The following is a 16,980-nucleotide window of genomic DNA, read 5'->3' as shown; positions in this document are numbered from 1 at the left end:
CGGTTTCGGTCATCACATCCCACGTTTCGCCGATACCGCTCGGCAATGGTGTGTACCACTGTGGATCTTCTCGGACCTTCACCGAGGAGGGTGACGATGCCCGTGTTCCACCGCAGGACCGTGTCACACCGCGTGACCACCAGGATCGCCGGACCCACGGCCGTGGGCGTCGCCGCCGTGCTCACCACCGGGCTGACGACCGTGCCGCACCCGCTCGCCGCGGCCGACACCGAGCTGATCCCGGTGACCGTCACCGAAGGCACCAACCTCACCGCCGCCGCCGCGCCCGACGGCAGCGTGGTCATGGACCTGCAGGGCCTGCTCTTCCGGGTTCCCGAAGGCGGCGGGAAGGCCGAGCGGCTGACTGGTGTGGAGGCCGAAGCCGCGCAGCCCGACGTGGGCCCGGACGGCCGCATCGCCTACCAGGGCTACGCCGACGGCCGCTTCCACGTCTGGATCACCGGGCCCGACGGCAGCGACCCGGTACAGCTCACCCACGGTGGGTTCGACGACCGCGAACCGAGCTGGTCACCGGACGGCCGCACGATCGCGTTCTCGTCCGACCGCGGCGGCTCCTACGACATCTGGACCGTCGACGTCGCCACCGGCGAACTCACCCGCCGCACCGACGCGCCCGGCCAGGAGCACACACCGGCCTGGCATCCCGACGGGCGGAGCCTGGCCTACGTCGCCGACGAAGGGATCGCGGCCGTCGCCGCCGACGGCACCACCCGCACCCTCGCACCCGCACCCGGCGGCGGGGCGACCCTGCACGCTCCCTCCTGGTCGCCGGACGGCGAGCACCTCGCCTACGTGCGCCACGACGGCACCCGCGCCGACCTCGTCGTCGACGGCCGGGCCGTCACCGACGGCGAGGACGTGTTCCTCTTCGCCGCCGAATGGCTCGACGACCACCGCCTCCTCTACACCGCCGACGGCGCGCTCCGCACCCGCGACCTCGACTCGGGGACCACCCGCGACGTGCCGTTCGAGGCGACGTTCGAGATCCCGCGCGCCGACTACCGGCGTAAGGACCACGACTTCGACGACCGCTCGCGCCACCGCGTGCGCGGCATCCTCACCCCGGCGCTGTCACCGGACGCGCGGCACGTGGCGTTCGTCGCGCTGAACGACCTGTGGCTCATGCCGCTCGACGGTGAACCCCGCAGGCTCACCCACGACCGCTTCGCCGAGAGCAACCCCGTGTTCTCCCCCGACGGACGCTCCCTGGCCTACGCCGCCGACCGTGCGGGCACCCCCGACCTGTATGTGCGCGACCTGCGCAACGGCCGGGAACGCCGCGTCACCGCGCTCGACGGCGCCGAGACCTCCCCGGCGTTCTCACCCGACGGCACGAAGCTCGCCTTCCAGGACCAGGCCGGCGCCACCTACGTGCTCGACCTGCGCACCGGCAGGGTGCGGCAACTCGTTCCGTCACTGTTCGGGCCCGGCCGCCCGAGCTGGTCGGCCGACGGGAAGACCCTGGCGTTCGCGGCGGTCAAACCGTATTCGGCGCGGTTCCGGGAAGGCACCAGCCAGATCCTCACCGTCGACGTCGCCACCGGGAAGCAGACCTTCCACGCCCCGGGCGAGGAACACGCCTCGATCTCCACGCGCGGCGACGACGGCCCCTCCTGGTCGCCGGACGGGCACTCGATGGCGTTCGTGGTCGACTCCACGTTGCGGATCATGCCGGTGGACGCCGACGGCACCCCCACCGGAGCTGCCCGCGAACTCAACGGCGAGGTCGCCGACGCGCCCTCGTGGAGCGGCGACTCCACCCGGCTGCTGTATCTGTCGAACGGAACACTGCGGCTGGCCGACGCCACCACCGGCGCCGCCCGCAGCATCGACGTGCCCCTGCACTACCGCCCCGACGTCGCGCGAGGCCGCACCGTCATCCACGCGGGGGCGTTCTGGGACGGCAAGAGCCGGCAGTTGCGCCACGACGTCGACATCGTCGTGCAGGGCAACCGCATCGCGTCCGTGACCCCGCACCGCGCCGGCTCCCACCACCGCGGCCGGTTCGTCGACGCCTCCGACCTCACCGTGATGCCCGGGCTCATGGACTCCCACGTGCACCAGGAGTACGAGTCCCGCTTCTACGGCGACCGCCAGGGCCGCGTCAGCCTCGCCTACGGCATCACCTCCACCCTGTCGGTGGGCGACCAGGTGTACCGGGCGATGGAGGACCGCGAGTCACTCGACTCCGGCGCCCGAGTCGGCCCCCGCTTCTACGCCACCGGCGAGCCGATCGACGGCTCCCGCGTCTACTACAACTTCATGCGCCCCACCACCAGCGACGCGCAGGTGGAGCGTGAGCTGTCGCGGGCGGAGGCCCTCGACTACGACATGATCAAAACCTACGTGCGGCTGCCCGCCGACCGCATGCGTACCGTCATCGACGCCGCCCACGAGCTGGGTGTGCCCTCGGCGTCGCACTACCTGTCCCCGGGCGCGCACCTCGGCCAGGACGGCACCACACACCTGGCCGCCACCCAGCGGCTCGGCTACGCGCGCACACTCACTGCCACCGCCACCTCCTACGGCGACGTCGCCGCCCTCTACGGGCAGGGCAAGCGCTCGGTGACGGCCACGCTGTTCACCACCGAGTTCCTGCCCGCCGAGGAGATCGCCGCCGACCCGCGGCTGGCGCTGTACCCGTCGTGGACCCGCGGGAAACTGCTCGCGGAGACCCGTGACAACACCACCACACCGTCCGACCCGGACTGCGACACCGCCGACTGCCGCGAGGTGCGCGCCCTGCGGGCCGTCGCCGACGCGGGAGGCCGCGTTGTCGCGGGAACCGACTCGCCGCTGGCGTACGTGGGTGTGGGCCTGCACGCCAACCTGCGCGAACTCGTCGGATACGGCTGGACGCCGTACGACGCGCTGCGCACCGCCACCGCCAACGCCGCCGAGAACCTCGGTGTCGCCGACGACGTGGGCACGCTGGAGCAGGGCAAGGTCGCCGACCTGATCATGGTGCGCGGTAACCCGTTGCGCGACATCGACGCCGCGATGAACGTCGAGGCCACCATGGTGGGCGGGCACCTGCACACCCGCGACGAGCTGCTGCGGCCCTACACCCGCGACCACAGCGCCACCCCGGCCTCCGCGGTGTCACCAGCCTCGGAAGAGGACAACGAGCCCGCTGCGGCCACGGCGGTGTCGGAGTGGGCGGATCCCCACGCCGGGTCGCGTTACTGGTGGCACGCCCCCGACGTGGTCGCCGACGCCTACGACCACTCCTGCAGCGCCTACGACCACCTCGGTCACTCACATGGTCACTCGTGAGGCGACGATCATCGACACCCGACCGGCTCGGTGGCAATGAGGAGAGTCCTCGATGCCACCCGGCCCAGCAACACGGGACGGCATGCCGTCTTCGAGAAGTCGCTCGTTCGATCCGGTCGGCGGCCGAACGGGCCTGGTGGATGTCGGTGGCGCCTCAGTACTGGACCAGACCGCCGACCGGGACGGGATCGACGTGGCCGGTCGCTGGAAGGGTCCGCGCCAGGGCGAGACCGATGTCCACCAGCGATGACCGGCGCAGGCGAGCGACCTCGGGGGTCGGGGTCCAGGCCGACTCGACGGTTTCGCCGTTCGGCTCAGGCCGGAGTCGGCCGCCAAGGATACGGACCTGGTAGAAGACGCCGACATTCTGGTGCTCGACTCCCGCGTGCGCCGCGGCCGCGGGGATCACCCTCGAATCCACGCCCAACAGTCGTTCGACCACCGCCTCGCAGCCGGTCTCCTCGGCGACCTCCCGGATCACCGCGTCGAAAGGATCCTCCGCGTGCTCGACTCCGCCGCCCGGGAGGGTCCAGTTGTTCGACGAGTGACGGGCGAGCAGCACCCGCCCGTCCTCGATGCACACCGCATACGCCGCCAGCCGGAAACTTCCCCGCTTCAGCTCGCCGGTGCTCGTCTCGGCCGCGCCGTCCGTCTCGTGACTCATGGGAGCATTGCACCATCCCGGCCCGATTCGACTCGGCACTCGATCCGGCTGATCAGGCGGGGACGTGCTCCAGGTCGGCGCCGCCGAAGGGCGGGTAGTGCTCGCCGCCCGTCCGTTCGGCTGCGGCGATGTAGTCGGCGAGTGCGCTGCGGGAGCGGGCGAGCCGGTCCAGCTGCTCGTCCAGCCGCCGCAGCCGGGATCGCATCGCCGCCAGCAGTTCCGGGCACCCGAGCAACTCCGGGGCCTCCCCGGTCGCGCAGGGCAGCAGGTACGCGATGTCCTCGGACGACAACCCCGCACCGAGCAGGTGCCGGATCTGCCTCACCCGCAACACGGCGCTCTCGTCGTACTCGCGATAGCCGTTCGCGCTCCGGTCCGCCTCCAGCAGGCCCTGAGCCTCGTAGTAGCGCAACTGGTGGGCGTTGACGCCCGTCCGACGACTCAGTTCGCCGATCCGCACCGAAACCTCGCTTGACCTTCACACCGGTATCAACGTCGACGATGCTGCCATGAACGACAACACCGACACACCCGTGACAGTCCTCGGACTCGGGCTGATGGGCCGGGCACTCGCCGGCGCGTTCCTGAAGGCCGGGCATCCCACGACCGTGTGGAACCGGACGCCGTCCAAGGCCGACCAACTGGTGGCCGAGGGCGCCCGGCTGGCACCGACGGTCGGCGACGCCCTCCGAGCCGGTTCCCTGACGGTTGTCTGCCTCACCGACTACCAGGCCGTGCACGAACTGCTCGGCGCTGCCGACAGTGAACTGGGCGGCACCATGGTGGTCAACCTGACCTCGGGCGACTCGACTCAGGCCCGGGACACCGCCCGTTGGGCCGAGCAGCGAGGGGCTCGCTACCTGGACGGGGCCATCATGGCCATCCCGTCGACGATCGGAACCGTCGAGGCGGTGATTCTGCACAGCGGGCCGCGGGCGGACTTCGAGACGCACGAAGCGACGCTCGGCGCGCTCGGCACCGTCGACTACCTGGGCGCGGACCCTGGGCTCGCGTCCCTGTACGACGTGGCGGGCCTGGCCATGATGTGGAGCGTCCTGAACGCCTGGCTCCAGGGAACCGCCCTGGTCCGCACGGCGGGCGTCGACGCCGCGACGTATGCGCCGTTCGCGCGGCGGATCGCGGCCGCCGTGGCCGAATGGCTGCCCGGCTATGCCGAGCAGATCGACAACGGCTCCTTCCCGGCCGAGGTCTCGGCTCTGGAAACCGACGTGCGGGCGATGGCACACCTGGTCGAGGAGAGCGAAGCGGTCGGCGTCAACGCCGAACTGCCGAAGCTGATCAAGGCGATGGCCGACCGCGCGATCGCCGCCGGGCACGGCGGGGAGCAGTATCCCGTGCTGATCGAGGAGTTCAGCAAGCCCACGGAGGGTTGAGGCGAGCGCGGACGGTGGCCCCCTTCGGCTACCGTCCGCGCGGCTTCTTCGCGTCGGTCCAAGCGACCGTGTTCAGGTCGACGCGGAGAGTACACCCCGTGCTTCGGCCAACGCGAAGCCCAGCAGGTTCAGCCCCTGCCACTGTCTCGGGTCCTCGACACGCGGATCGTCGGCGGCCAAGCCGATCCCCCAGATCGGATCCACCGGGCTGGCCTCCACCAGAACCCGGTCTCCGGTGCCGAGCAGGAACCGGCGCAGATCGGCGTGCTGGCCGAACTTCGCAAGGCAGCCCGCCAGCACGATCCCGTACCGGCACTCCTCCCAGCGGCGCTGGTCGAAGCCCCGCACGCCGCGCCCCAGCTCCTTGGCACGGTGCGGGTGGGGCGCCCGCAGGATCTCCTCCGCGCTGTCCCGGTCGCCGAACAGCATCGCCTTGCGCCACATCATGTAGTGCTCCGCAGTGGCGAACTCCCGGCCGTCGACGGTGAACGGAGCGGGCCACCACTGGCTCAGACAGCCACGCCCGACTCGGCCGTCACGTTCGGGCCGATGACCCCAGAAGAACAGGAACTTGACCCGCTGCCCCTGCCGTATCCGGCTGATCACCTCTGCGACGGCTGCTGACGGAGTGTCCACAACGGTGATCATGCCTGTTCGGCACGGCGGCAGGCGACCGAGTTCCTGTCGGCAGCCCACAGCTACTCGCCCGCGTACACCTCCCGCAACCGGGCCAGCTCGTCGGAGTCCACGACGATGTCCAGTGAGCGCAGCACGTCACCCAGCTCGTCGGGAGTGACGCTCTTCGACTCGGTCGGCCGTCCGTCGGCGTACTCGACCTGGTAGCCGCGGCCGAGCAGCTTGCGGCAGTTCCCGTGGTCCTTGCGCTGGACGATGAGCCGCCGCGTGAACGGTGATTTGGGGTGTGTGGCGATGTAGTGGTTGGCGACGACGTAGTCGACGAACCGCTGCGGTGTCTCGTCGAAACCGTGCGCGACGTGCCAGCCGTCGTCGTCGGTGGGTGTCTCCAACAGCCAGTGGCGCCCCTCCTGCCGGAGCCGGAACGGCCACCCGCCGTGTTCGGTGCGCGCACCGTCGGTCAACGGCAGCGGCACCAGTAACCCCGACCCGAAACCCACGTCGGCGAGGAACCGTTCGTCGCCGACACTCACGAGCGACAGCAGGTGTGTCAGCGGCGCGTCCGGCTTGTCGAACCCCACCCGCGCCATGCAGCGGACGACGTCGTAGCCCAGCCGTTCCAGCGCCGCCGCGAACAGCAGTCCGTGTTCGAAACAGTACCCACCGCGTTGCCGGTGCACGAGCTTGTCGGCGATGTCGGGCAGCTCCAGGCTCGGTGTCCGGCCGAGCACGACGTCGACGTTCTCGAACGGGATCGTGCGCACGTGCGCCTCGTGCAGGGAGGCCAGCGCCTCCGCCGACGGGGACGCGGCCGGTTGGCCGATGCGGCGGAGGTAGGCGTCGAGGTCGAGCGTGTCGATCCGCCAGTCGAGGGCCGGGGCCGTCGTTGTGCTGGTCGTGGTGGTCGTAGTGGTCATGGCGTTCACGACGTCACCGTCGCACCTCGACCGCACTGGAGGTCAAGCGCCACCGCCCTCGAACTGCATAGTTGCTGCACGCAACTTTTTTCGTTAGCCTTGTTAAATACCCGATCTCTGTCCGGGAATCCCCCTGCCCGAAAGGAGCCACCACGTCCGCGCCCTTTAGCCCGCCCCCGCCCAACACCGTGTCGATGCCGCACCGACAGATCCTCAAGGCGTTCACCGGCCTGCTGTCCGCCCTGCTGGTGGCGATGCTGTCCTCCACCATCGTCTCCAGTGCGCTGCCCACCATCCTCGCCGACCTGCACGGCACCCAGAGCCACTACACGTGGGTGGTCACCGCGATGCTGCTGACCTCCACCGCCACGACGCCGATCTGGGGCAAACTCTCCGACCTGTTCAGCAAGAAGGTGCTCTACCAGACGGCGATCGTGATCTTCACCGTCGGTTGCGTGCTCGGCGGGTTCGCCCAGTCCATGCCGCAGCTCATCGCCTTCCGCGCCCTGCAGGGCATCGGCATGGGTGGGTTGCAGGCGCTCATCCAGGCCGTCATCGCCGCGATGATCGCGCCACGTGACCGTGGTCGCTACGCCGGCTACATCGGCGCCACGTTCGCCGTCGCCACCGTCTCCGGCCCGCTGGTGGGAGGACTCGTCGTCGACTCCCCGCTCGGCTGGCGCTGGTCGTTCTGGGTCTGCGTGCCCATCGCCGTCATCGCCTTCATCCTGCTCGGCCGGACCCTGAAGCTGCCCGTGGTCAAGCGCGAGGTCTCCATCGACTGGCTCGGCGCCACCCTCATCGTCGCGGGTGTGGCCCTGCTGCTGATCTGGGTGACCCTCGCGGGCAAGGACTTCCCCTGGTGGGGCCCGCACACGGCCGCGTTCCTCGGCGGTGCCGTGGCCATGGTCGCCGCCGCGATCCTCGTCGAGAGCCGGGTGCGGGAGCCCGTCGTGCCGCTGCACCTGTTCCGCAACCGCACGTTCACCCTCGCCGTCGTCGGCTCGCTCGCCGTGGGCACAGCCATGTTCGGCGGCACCGTGTTCCTCGTGCAGTACTTCCAGACCGCGCGCGGCTTCTCCCCCACCGCCGCCGGGTTGCTGACCCTGCCGATGGTGCTGGGCATGGTCGGCTCCTCCACGATCGTCGGCCGGATCGTCTCGCGGGTCGGACGCACCAAACCGTTCCTCGTGGCAGGCTCGCTCGTCCTGCTCGTCGGCCTGTCACTGCTGTCGCAGGTCGACCACGACACCAACCTCTGGTGGATGGGCGTGTCCCTGGCGCTCATGGGCATCGGGGTGGGATCGGTCATGCAGAACCTCGTGCTGGCCGCGCAGAACACCGTCGGCATGAGCAACGTCGGTGCCGCCACCGCCACCGTGACGTTCTTCCGCACCCTCGGCGGCGCCACCGGCGTCTCGGCCCTCGGCGCCGTGCTCGGCATGCGCGTGACCGACCTCGTCACCGAGTCCCTCACCGCGCGGGGCCTGCCCGCAGGCGGCGGGCTCGGCACCGGCGGCGGCACCCTCGACGTCGAAGCCCTGCCCGCGCCGGTGCGGGAGATCGTGCGCACCGCGTACGGCGACGCCACGGGAACGCTGTTCCTGCTGTCGGCCTGCGCCGCCGTGATCACCGTGCTGGCCGTGGTCTTCATCCGGGAGACGCCACTGCGCGAGACCCTCGACCTCGACGAGGAACCACAGCCGGTGCGGGCACCTTCCGGGCACCGCCCGCCCTCCACGCACGTGGCCAACCCGCGTCTCGCCTGCACCCGGCCTCGGACCGACCCCCGGCCCGAGACCCGGCGGCCGACGCCCGGAGCGCACCGCCCGGCCGCCCCGCGCGTCCCCACCACCCGCGACACCTGAGTCGCGGACGGAGTGTGACCAGGGCGCCGCGCCCGGCCGGCCTCGGCAGTGTCGCCGTCGCCGGCCGGTGAGCCGGGTGGCCGTCGTGGTCGTACCTCCGGCGAACACCTCGGTGCCAGCCGCCGGTGCCTCGGCCGAGGTGTTCCCCCGATTCAGCGAGCCGGGCGGTCCGGCTCCGGCAGAGCTGGTTCCAGCAGGGAGACCAGGCGGGCCGCCACCGTGGAGCTGTCGGCGCCACTGGTGTCGACGACGACGCTCGGGTCCGTGAGCCGCGAGCGAAGCGTGCGCGCCTCCTCAGCGGCGCGCTCGGCGAGTCGGCTCTGTCGCCACGGTGGCACGGCGGCCAGTGAGTCGCCCGCCAGCCGTGGGCCTTCTCCCCGGGCGCGACACGCGACACGCTCGGCCAGCTCGGCGGGCGAGGCGTCCAGACGCACGGTGGTGACGTCCTCCCCGGCGAGTGCCTGCTCGTAGACGTCGGGAGCGCCGCGCGCGACGACGACCAGGGCTCGGGCACCGGCTTCGCGGTAGCCCTGCCAGACCCTGATCAGGTTCTCGGCCTTGAGCCGCATCCCGGTTTCCGGTGCGGAGAACCCGAGTTGGTCGACGTCGACGTAGGCAGCGGCCATGCCGCGTTCCCACAGCGTGCTCAGGACTTTCCAGCCGACCGTGGACTTGCCGACGGCGGTAGGGCCGACCACGAGTAGTACCGGTACCCCGCCGGGCTTGCCGTCGATGGACTGCGCGGGGCACGGACGCGTCTCCGGCGTTCTCCTGACTCCGGTGTGGTCGGCCAGCACGTCGGCCAACGCGTCGGCGACCTCGTCCGGCGACATCGCGGAGGTGTCCAGCGCGACACCCACGTCGTTGTGGTCGAGCGCATCGGCCACCGACATCAGCTCGTCCAGTCGCTCGGCCGAGGAGCCGCGTCCCAGGTAACGACGTCGCAGCTCGTCGCGGTCGCAGCGCAGACGAACCAGGGTGAAGTCCAGATGCCGAGCGTGCCGCACGTACGGGTCGATGCCGCGATGTGGATCGGAAATCCCGGACACGACCAACTGCTGCGCGCCGTGCCGCGCGAACGTGGCCAGTACCTCGACAAGGATGGTCGCCTTCAGCCGATGGCGCTCCGGATCCGTGGGCAGGACCGGAGCGAACAAGCCCAGTTGGTCGATGTCGACATAGGCCACTCGGTGCCCCGCCGAGCCCATCCGCGTGTAGAGCACCCAGGCGGCCGTCGACTTGCCCACCCCGGGTGCCCCGGACACCCACAACACCGGCACAGGCCGCACTTTCTGTTTCCTCCCCAACCACCCCGACCGGACACCGTCGAGGATCGACCACCTGAGCGCGGCACCGCAATCTGTTTTGCGACCCCGTGGGTCCGCCGAGGGCCTGGGGGTGGGACGACTTGGAAAGGGCCGCGCGGCGAGCGGGTCGGCTCTGCCTGTGAGCACGAGCGTGGTGGCCCCGATGCCGCCCGGCCGTCTCTGCGGGGGGAACGGCCGGGCTCTCCCTCGTGGTCAGACGCCGAGCAGTTTCCGCAGCTCGGCCACGTGCCCCTGAGCGTTGACGTCGTAGAGGGCGTGCTCGACGACACCCTCCTCGTCGAGCACGAACGTCGACCGCAACGGACCCGTTCTCGTCCGGCCGTCGACGGTCTTCTCACCCCACGCGCCGTAGCGCTGATGCACCACGTGGTCCTCGTCCGGCAACAGTGGATACACCAACCGCTCCTGGCGGGCCCACTCCCGCAACCGCTGCGGCGAGTCCGGCGAGATGCCGACGACCGCGTACCCCGCGGAGCGCAGGGAGGCCAGGTTGTCCCGGAAGTCGCACGCCTCCGTGGTACAGCCGGGCGTCCCGGCCGCCGGGTAGAAGTAGATCACCACTTTCGACCCGCGCAGCGACGCCGGCGAGACGGTGTCGCCGTTCTGGTCCGGCAGGGCGAACTCGGGTGCCCTGTCACCCCGGCGAAGTCGCACTCTCCGCATGCGGATTCTCCTCCGTCCCGTGCTGTCAGTGTGTCGGCAGGCCCGCTCGGCCCAGCGTGGCGTGCCGGTTGACGTCCTTGTAGAGCAGGTAACGGAACCGGCCCGGCCCGCCCGCGTAGCAGGCTTGCGGGCAGAAGGCCCGCAGCCACATGAAGTCGCCTTCCTGCACCTCGACCCAGTCCCGGTTGAGCAGGTAGACGGCCTTGCCCTCCAGCACGTACAGCCCGTGTTCCATCACGTGCGTCTCGGGAAACGGGATCGAGGCTCCGGGTTCGAAGGTGACGATGTTGACGTGCATGTCGTGGCGGACGTCGTCGGGGTCCACGAACCGGGTCGTGGCCCAGGCGCCGTTCGTGTCCGGCATCGCCACCGGCTCGATGTCGCGTTCGTTCACCACGAACGGTTCCGGCACCCCTACTCCCGCCACCCGCTGATACGCCTTGCGGATCCAGTGGAACCGGACCGGCTCGTCACCGTCGTTGCGGACCGTCCATTCGGCGCCGGGCGGGAGGAACGCGTAGCCACCCTCCGCGAGGGGGTGCGGTGTCCCCTCGATCGTCACGAGCAGCTCGCCGCCCACGACGAACAGCACGCCCTCGGCGCCTGCGTCCGGTTCAGGTTGTTCGGAACCCCCGCCAGGGGAGACCTCGACGAGGTAGTGGGAGAAAGTCTCGGCGAAACCGGACATCGGCCGGGCGAGCACCCACAGCCGCGTGCCGGTCCAGAACGGGAGGCGGCTGGTCACGATGTCGGTCATCGTGCCGCGCGGAATCACCGCGTAGGCCTCGGTGAACACAGCACGGTCGGTGGTGAGCTGTGACTGTGGAGGAAGCCCTCCCGTGGGTGCGTAGTACCGCCTGTTCATGCTGCCGTCCTCCTCGCCTTTTTCGTTCACTTCGTCTCCCTGCCGGTCATGCGTCAACCCGGGTGAGCAGACGTCCACGCGGCGAGGCGGCGAGATCCACCGGCTCACCCCGCAGCCACGTCCGTCGCACCACCCCAGCCAGCCGACGCCCGTCGTACGGTGTGATCGCGTTGCGGTGGTGCAGGGTGGTCGCGTCCACGACGAACTCCCCGTCCGGTGCGAACACACAGAGGTCGGCGTCGTAGCCGGGGGCTATGCGGCCTTTGCGGTGCAGCCCGACCAACGCGGCCGGCGCCTCGGACATCCAGCGCACCACGTCGGGAAGCGCCACCCCGCGCCTGCGCGCTTCGGTCCACACCACGGGAAGGCCGAGCTGGAGTGACGAGATCCCGCCCCACGCGGTGCCGAAATCACCGCTGTCGAAACACTTCAGGTCCGCGGTACTCGGCGAGTGGTCGGTGACCACGAGGTCGAGCACGCCGTCCCGCAGCGCCTCCCACAACCGGTCCTGGTTGTCCCGCTCCCGGATCGGCGGGCAGCACTTGTACTGGGTCGCTCCGGCCGGTACGTCCTCGGCCGTGAGAGCGAGGTAGTGCGGGCAGGTCTCGGCGGTCACCCGCACCCCGTGTTCCCGTGCCCGGGCCAGGACGGGCACGACCTCCGCGCTGGACACGTGCAGGATGTGAACCCGGCACCCGGTCCGCTCCGCGAGTTCCACGACCCGGCGCACCGCCCGGTTCTCCGCCTCCCGGGGCCGGGAAGCGAGGAAACCGTCGTAGTCCGTGCCCCGGCAGGCGGGCGCGTGGTCGATCGTGTCGTGGTCCTCGGCGTGGACGATCAGCAGCCCGTCGAACGACGCGATCTCCCCCATCGCCGCCTCCAGCTCGGCGGACGCCAGTGGTGGGAACTCGTCGACCCCCGAGTGCAGCAGGAAACACTTGAATCCGAACACCCCGGCCTCGTGCAGGGCGCGCAGTTCCGCCCGGTTGCCCGGTACGGCGCCGCCCCAGAACCCGACGTCCACGAACGCCTGCTCGGCGGCGGTCCTCCGCTTCGTCTCCAGCGCCGGAACGTCGACCGTGGGCGGAAGACTGTTGAGCGGCATGTCGACCAGCGTGGTCACGCCCCCGGCGGCGGCGGCCTTCGTGGCGCTCGTGAAGCCCTCCCATTCGGTGCGGCCGGGATCGTTGACGTGGACGTGCGAGTCCACCAGCCCGGGCAGCAGCACCTCGTCGGCGGCGAGGTGCACCTGCTCCGCGCCCGGCACGGCGGTGTGCAGAGACTCGATCCCGACGATCCGGCTTCCCCTGACCACCACGGAGGCCGCCGTCTCCCCGGCCGGGGTCACCATTCGGGGCGCCCGGATCACCAGGTGGTGGTCGTTCCCGCCTTCCTTCCTCACCGTTGCCTCCGTCATGCGTCACCACCGGCGGAAACACCGCTGGGGTAGTAGTCGGGATCGTCGAGTCGGTAGCGGCCGACAGCCTGCGTGGGTACGTGCTGGGGCACCGCACCGGTGGCCGCCAGTTCGCCGAGCGTCACCGCGACGATCGACTCCGCGTCCACCCCGAAGTGCCTGCGCAGCGCGAACCTCGTGTCCGAGCAGCCGAAGCCGTCGGTGCCCAGTGAGGTGTACCTGGCGGGGACCCACGGCCGGATCTGGTCGGGCACGGCCCGCATCCAGTCACTCACGGCGACGACCGGGCCGCCGGCCTCGGCCAGGGCGGAGGTCACGAACGGCACACGTGGAGCCTCACCGGGATGCCGCCGGTTCCAGGCCTCGCAGTCGAGCGCGTCACGGCGTAGTTCCGTCCAGGACGGTGCGGACCACACGTCCGCGACCACGTTCCAGTCCTCGGCGAGCAGCGCCTGCGCACGCAAGGCCCACGGCACCGCGACCCCCGACGCCAGGATCCGCGCCCTCGGCGCGCCGGGGGCACCGCTCTGCCCGGCCGAGTACCGGTACAGACCTCTCAGCAGCCCCGCGACGTCGAGGTCTTCCGGCTCCGGCGGCTGCGGGTAGGGCTCGTTGTAGACGGTGAGGTAGTACCAGACGTCCTCGGCCGCCTCGCCGTACATGCGGCGCAGCCCGTCACGCACGATGTGCGCCACTTCGAACGCGAAGGCCGGGTCGTACGACACGCACGCCGGGTTGGTCGAGGCCAAAAGCAGCGAGTGCCCGTCCTCGTGCTGCAAGCCCTCACCGTTCAGCGTGGTGCGCCCCGCCGTGGCGCCGAGGAGGAAACCCCGGCCCAGCTGGTCGGAGAACGCCCACGCGGCGTCACCGGTGCGCTGGAACCCGAACATCGAGTAGAAGAGGTAGACCGGAACCATCGGCTCGCCGTGCGTGGCGTAGGACGTGCCCGCGGCCGTCACCGAGGCCATCGAGCCCGCCTCGTTGATGCCCTCGTGCAGGATCTGCCCGGCCTCGGACTCCTTCCACGACAGCAGCAACGCACGATCCACCGACTCGTAGGTCTGTCCGTGCGGCGAGTACACCTTGGCGTTGGAGAACAACGGGTCCATCCCGAAAGTGCGGCCCTCGTCGGGAACGATCGGCACGAACCGGTGCCCGATCCCGGGATCGCGCATCAGGTCCTTCAACAGCCGGACGAACGCCATCGTGGTCGCCACCGGCTGTGTGCCCGAGCCCTTCCGCAGACCCGCGTACACCTTCTCCGGTGGCTGCGGCAGGGGCTTGGTGACGTTCCGGCGCTCTGGGACGAAACCGCCGAGCTCGCGGCGGCGGTCGAGCACGTAGCGGACCTCGTCGGAGTCCGGGCCGGGGTGGTAGTAGGGCGGCAGTCCGTGCGCCACGCCGTCCTCGATGGCCTCGTCGGTGATCGGGAGCTGCAACCGGTCGCGGAACGCCTTGAGATCCGCGGCGGACATCTTCTTCATCTGGTGGTTGGCCATGCGCGACGCCATCGAATGCGGCAGCGTCCAGCCCTTCACCGTGTGGGCGAGGACGACCGTCGGTTGCCCGGTGTGTTCGGTGGCGGCCCGGTAGGCGGCGAAGATCTTGCGGTAGTCGTGACCACCGCGTGGCAGCCGCTCCAGCTCGTTGTCGGACAGGTTCTCCACGAGAGCGGCCAGCCGCGGGTCGCGGCCGAAGAAGTGCTCGCGGATGTAGGCGCCGGACTCGGTGGCGTAGGTCTGGAACTGGCCGTCCGGCGTGGTGTTCATGGCGTGGACGAGCACGCCGTCGCGGTCGGCTGCGAGCAGTTTGTCCCACTCCCGGCCCCACACGACCTTGACGACGTTCCAGCCGGCTCCGCGGAAGAACGACTCCAGCTCCTGCATCACCTTGCCGTTGCCGCGTACCGGTCCGTCGAGGCGTTGCAGGTTGCAGTTGACGACGAAGGTGAGGTTGTCCAGCCCCTCGCGCGCCGCGAGCCCGATCGCGCCCAGCGACTCGGGTTCGTCCATCTCGCCGTCGCCGAGGAAGGCCCACACGTGCTGGTCGCTGGTGTCCTTGATACCGCGTGCGTGTAGGTAGCGGTTGAACCGTGCCTGGTAGATGGCGTTGATGGGGCCCAGCCCCATCGACACCGTGGGGTACTCCCAGAATTCCGGCATCAGCCTCGGGTGCGGGTACGACGACAGTCCCCGGTCACCCCGGGACAGCTCCTGACGGAAACCGTCGAGCTGGTCTTCCCCCAGCCTGCCCTCCAGGAACGCGCGGGCGTAGATGCCCGGGGAGGCATGGCCCTGGATGAACACCTGGTCGCCGCCTCCGGGATGGTCCTTGCCTCGGAAGAAGTGGTTGAAGCCCACCTCGTAGAGGGAGGCGGCGGAGGCGTAGGTCGCGATGTGACCGCCCACCCCGATCTCGGGACGGTTGGCGCGGGTCACCATGACAGCGGCGTTCCACCGGATGATACGGCGGATACGCCGTTCGCGGTCCTCGTCTCCGGGAAACCACGGCTCGTGTTCGGTGGAGATCGTGTTCACGAAGTCGGTGGCGGGCAGCGGCGGCACCCCGATGTGCAGGGCCCGCGCCTTCTCCAGCAGCTTCACCATGAGAAACCGCGCCCGGTACGCCCCCTGCGCCGCGACCACCGTGCGCAGGGAGTCGACCCAGTCGCGGGTCTCCGCCGGGTCGACGTCGGGGAGCTGGCTGGCCAGGCCTTCACCGACCACCGGGTGCGGTGCCGACGGCCGGACGGGCGAGAGAGTCAACGATCGGTCCCTTTCTCGGAGATCTGAGTCAGGTGCTCGGCGGCGATCCGCTCGCCGAGAGCCCGCAGCAGGGGGGGTGCGTTCCGGAAGCAGGCAGCCAGGTCCGGTGCGAGTTCGGCGAGCGCGTACGCGGTGCGGATCCCGGCGACGCGGAGGCGTTGCGCGGGGAGGTTGTTCGTGCCGCACACCGCGACCACGGGCACGCCCGCGGCGGCCGCGGCCCGCGCCACCCCCACCGGGGCCTTGCCGCGCAGGGTCTGTTCGTCGAGCGCGCCTTCCCCCGTGACCACCAGGTCAGCGCCCGGCAGGTGCCGCCGGAACCCGACCAGGTCCAGCACCAGCTCGATGCCGGGGCGCAGGGCGGCGTCGAGCACGGCGAGTCCGGCGAAACCCACTCCGCCCGCCGCGCCCGCTCCGGGAACGTCTCGCAGATCGCGGCCGGTGGCGTGGGCGACCACGTCAGCCCAGCGAGTCAGGGCGGTGTCGAGCACAGCGACCTGCGCGGGATCCGCGCCCTTCTGAGGTCCGTACACGGCCGCCGCCCCGGCTGGCCCGGTCAACGGATTGTCGACGTCGGAGGCGATGGTCACCGACGCTCCCCGCAGGGTGGCGTGCAGGCCGGTGAGGTCCACGGTGGTGACTTCGCTCAGCGCTTCCCCGCCGGAGCCGACCGGCCGTCCCCGGGAGTCCAGTAGACGTGCGCCGAGGGCGGTCACCAGACCGGCTCCGCCGTCGGTGCTCGCGCTGCCGCCCACACCGAGGACGATGTCGCGGCAGCCCGCCGCGAGCGCGGCCGCGACCACCTCGCCGACTCCCCGGCTGGTGGCGCGCATCGGCTCGCGGCGGGTATCGGGCAGGCGACTCAGCCCGCACACGTCGGCCAGCTCCACCACCGCGGTGGTTCCGCGCCGCGCGTAGCGGGTGCGCGCGGGCTGTCCGGTCGGGCCGGACGCCGTCACGGGTACCTCGGTGAACCCGGCGGCGAGGGCGGCGGTGAGCGTGCCGTCCCCTCCGTCTGCCACGGGTGTACAGCACACCCGGGCGTGTGGGAGAACCCGTCGCACCCCGTCACCCACCGCGTCCGCGACCTCGGCGGCTGTCAGCGATCCCTTGAACTTGTCGGAGGCGATGAGCACGGACGGCATAACGGGTCCCGGTTCCTTTCG

General features: G+C 70.7%; 13 protein-coding genes. 3 read left to right on the top strand and 10 right to left on the bottom strand.

What is annotated here, in order from left to right; genetic code table 11:
• Nucleotides 1-96: 96 nt before the first annotated feature.
• A complete protein-coding gene (locus SACCYDRAFT_RS12780; protein WP_005456718.1) occupies nucleotides 97-3,297 on the top strand; it encodes an amidohydrolase family protein in 3,201 nt (1,066 codons plus the stop codon).
• A gap of 154 nt (nucleotides 3,298-3,451) precedes the next feature.
• Here the strand turns inward: SACCYDRAFT_RS12780 and SACCYDRAFT_RS12775 are convergent, their stop codons facing one another.
• Both SACCYDRAFT_RS12775 and SACCYDRAFT_RS12770 read right to left on the bottom strand, forming a co-directional pair.
• Nucleotides 3,452-3,961, bottom strand: coding sequence for an NUDIX hydrolase (locus SACCYDRAFT_RS12775; protein ID WP_005456714.1), 510 nt, complete (start codon nucleotides 3,959-3,961; stop codon nucleotides 3,452-3,454).
• Nucleotides 3,962-4,013: 52 nt separating this feature from the next.
• Complete coding sequence (locus tag SACCYDRAFT_RS12770) at nucleotides 4,014-4,421, bottom strand: MerR family transcriptional regulator (protein ID WP_005456713.1); 408 nt, start codon at nucleotides 4,419-4,421, stop codon at nucleotides 4,014-4,016.
• Between the two features lie 49 nt (nucleotides 4,422-4,470).
• Here SACCYDRAFT_RS12770 and SACCYDRAFT_RS12765 point away from each other — a divergent pair, with 49 nt between their 5' ends.
• Nucleotides 4,471-5,355 carry an NAD(P)-dependent oxidoreductase gene (locus tag SACCYDRAFT_RS12765; RefSeq protein WP_005456711.1) on the top strand — a complete coding sequence of 295 codons (885 nt, stop codon included), beginning with the start codon at nucleotides 4,471-4,473 and terminating at the stop codon, nucleotides 5,353-5,355.
• A gap of 72 nt (nucleotides 5,356-5,427) precedes the next feature.
• Here the strand turns inward: SACCYDRAFT_RS12765 and SACCYDRAFT_RS12760 are convergent, their stop codons facing one another.
• Nucleotides 5,428-6,003 (bottom strand): NADAR family protein, encoded by a 576-nt coding sequence (locus SACCYDRAFT_RS12760; RefSeq protein ID WP_005456709.1) that lies wholly within the window; start codon nucleotides 6,001-6,003, stop codon nucleotides 5,428-5,430.
• 50 nt (nucleotides 6,004-6,053) lie between these two features.
• Entirely contained in the window at nucleotides 6,054-6,908 is an 855-nt protein-coding gene (locus SACCYDRAFT_RS12755) for an arylamine N-acetyltransferase family protein (protein WP_005456707.1), read from the bottom strand.
• A 194-nt stretch (nucleotides 6,909-7,102) separates the two neighbouring features.
• Between SACCYDRAFT_RS12755 and SACCYDRAFT_RS12750 the strand changes: the two genes are divergently transcribed.
• Complete coding sequence (locus SACCYDRAFT_RS12750) at nucleotides 7,103-8,776, top strand: MDR family MFS transporter (RefSeq protein WP_043537249.1); 1,674 nt, start codon at nucleotides 7,103-7,105, stop codon at nucleotides 8,774-8,776.
• Nucleotides 8,777-8,928: 152 nt separating this feature from the next.
• On the opposite strand, the gene SACCYDRAFT_RS12745 is transcribed toward SACCYDRAFT_RS12750, so the two are convergent.
• The 6 genes from SACCYDRAFT_RS12745 to SACCYDRAFT_RS12720 all read right to left on the bottom strand — a co-directional run bounded on the left by SACCYDRAFT_RS12745 (nucleotide 8,929) and on the right by SACCYDRAFT_RS12720 (nucleotide 16,959).
• The gene (locus SACCYDRAFT_RS12745) at nucleotides 8,929-10,065 is read right to left on the bottom strand and encodes an AAA family ATPase (protein WP_005456704.1); all 1,137 of its coding nucleotides are present in this window, start codon (nucleotides 10,063-10,065) and stop codon (nucleotides 8,929-8,931) included.
• Nucleotides 10,066-10,296: 231 nt separating this feature from the next.
• Complete coding sequence (bcp, locus tag SACCYDRAFT_RS12740) at nucleotides 10,297-10,767, bottom strand: thioredoxin-dependent thiol peroxidase (RefSeq protein ID WP_005456703.1); 471 nt, start codon at nucleotides 10,765-10,767, stop codon at nucleotides 10,297-10,299.
• A 25-nt stretch (nucleotides 10,768-10,792) separates the two neighbouring features.
• On the bottom strand, nucleotides 10,793-11,632 hold the full coding sequence (locus SACCYDRAFT_RS12735; protein WP_005456702.1) for a bifunctional allantoicase/(S)-ureidoglycine aminohydrolase: 840 nt from the start codon (nucleotides 11,630-11,632) through the stop codon (nucleotides 10,793-10,795).
• Between the two features lie 46 nt (nucleotides 11,633-11,678).
• On the bottom strand, nucleotides 11,679-13,049 hold the full coding sequence (allB, locus tag SACCYDRAFT_RS12730) for an allantoinase AllB (protein ID WP_052309103.1): 1,371 nt from the start codon (nucleotides 13,047-13,049) through the stop codon (nucleotides 11,679-11,681).
• On the bottom strand, nucleotides 13,046-15,814 hold the full coding sequence (gene aceE / locus SACCYDRAFT_RS12725; RefSeq protein ID WP_005456693.1) for a pyruvate dehydrogenase (acetyl-transferring), homodimeric type: 2,769 nt from the start codon (nucleotides 15,812-15,814) through the stop codon (nucleotides 13,046-13,048). Before aceE ends, allB begins: the two co-directional genes overlap by 4 nt.
• The gene (locus tag SACCYDRAFT_RS12720) at nucleotides 15,811-16,959 is read right to left on the bottom strand and encodes a glycerate kinase (protein WP_005456691.1); all 1,149 of its coding nucleotides are present in this window, start codon (nucleotides 16,957-16,959) and stop codon (nucleotides 15,811-15,813) included. Before SACCYDRAFT_RS12720 ends, aceE begins: the two co-directional genes overlap by 4 nt.
• Nucleotides 16,960-16,980 lie beyond the last annotated feature (21 nt).

It is taken from the genome of Saccharomonospora cyanea NA-134, from assembly GCF_000244975.1.
GTDB classification, from domain to species: Bacteria; Actinomycetota; Actinomycetes; order Mycobacteriales; family Pseudonocardiaceae; genus Saccharomonospora; species Saccharomonospora cyanea.
The sequence above is the reverse complement of the archived record's forward strand: the minus strand, read 5'-3'. Positions and strand labels throughout refer to the sequence as shown.

Bases quoted from the DNA above. Each gene is read 5' to 3' on its own strand.
- SACCYDRAFT_RS12780 (WP_005456718.1), top strand. From the start codon at position 97: ATGCCCGTGTTCCACCGCAGGACCGTGTCACACCGCGTGACCACCAGG.
- SACCYDRAFT_RS12775 (WP_005456714.1), bottom strand. From the start codon at position 3,961: ATGAGTCACGAGACGGACGGCGCGGCCGAGACGAGCACCGGCGAGCTG.
- SACCYDRAFT_RS12765 (WP_005456711.1), top strand. From the start codon at position 4,471: ATGAACGACAACACCGACACACCCGTGACAGTCCTCGGACTCGGGCTG.
- SACCYDRAFT_RS12760 (WP_005456709.1), bottom strand. From the start codon at position 6,003: ATGATCACCGTTGTGGACACTCCGTCAGCAGCCGTCGCAGAGGTGATC.
- SACCYDRAFT_RS12755 (WP_005456707.1), bottom strand. From the start codon at position 6,908: ATGACCACTACGACCACCACGACCAGCACAACGACGGCCCCGGCCCTC.
- SACCYDRAFT_RS12750 (WP_043537249.1), top strand. From the start codon at position 7,103: ATGCCGCACCGACAGATCCTCAAGGCGTTCACCGGCCTGCTGTCCGCC.
- bcp (WP_005456703.1), bottom strand. From the start codon at position 10,767: ATGCGGAGAGTGCGACTTCGCCGGGGTGACAGGGCACCCGAGTTCGCC.
- SACCYDRAFT_RS12735 (WP_005456702.1), bottom strand. From the start codon at position 11,632: ATGAACAGGCGGTACTACGCACCCACGGGAGGGCTTCCTCCACAGTCA.
- allB (WP_052309103.1), bottom strand. From the start codon at position 13,049: ATGACGGAGGCAACGGTGAGGAAGGAAGGCGGGAACGACCACCACCTG.
- SACCYDRAFT_RS12720 (WP_005456691.1), bottom strand. From the start codon at position 16,959: ATGCCGTCCGTGCTCATCGCCTCCGACAAGTTCAAGGGATCGCTGACA.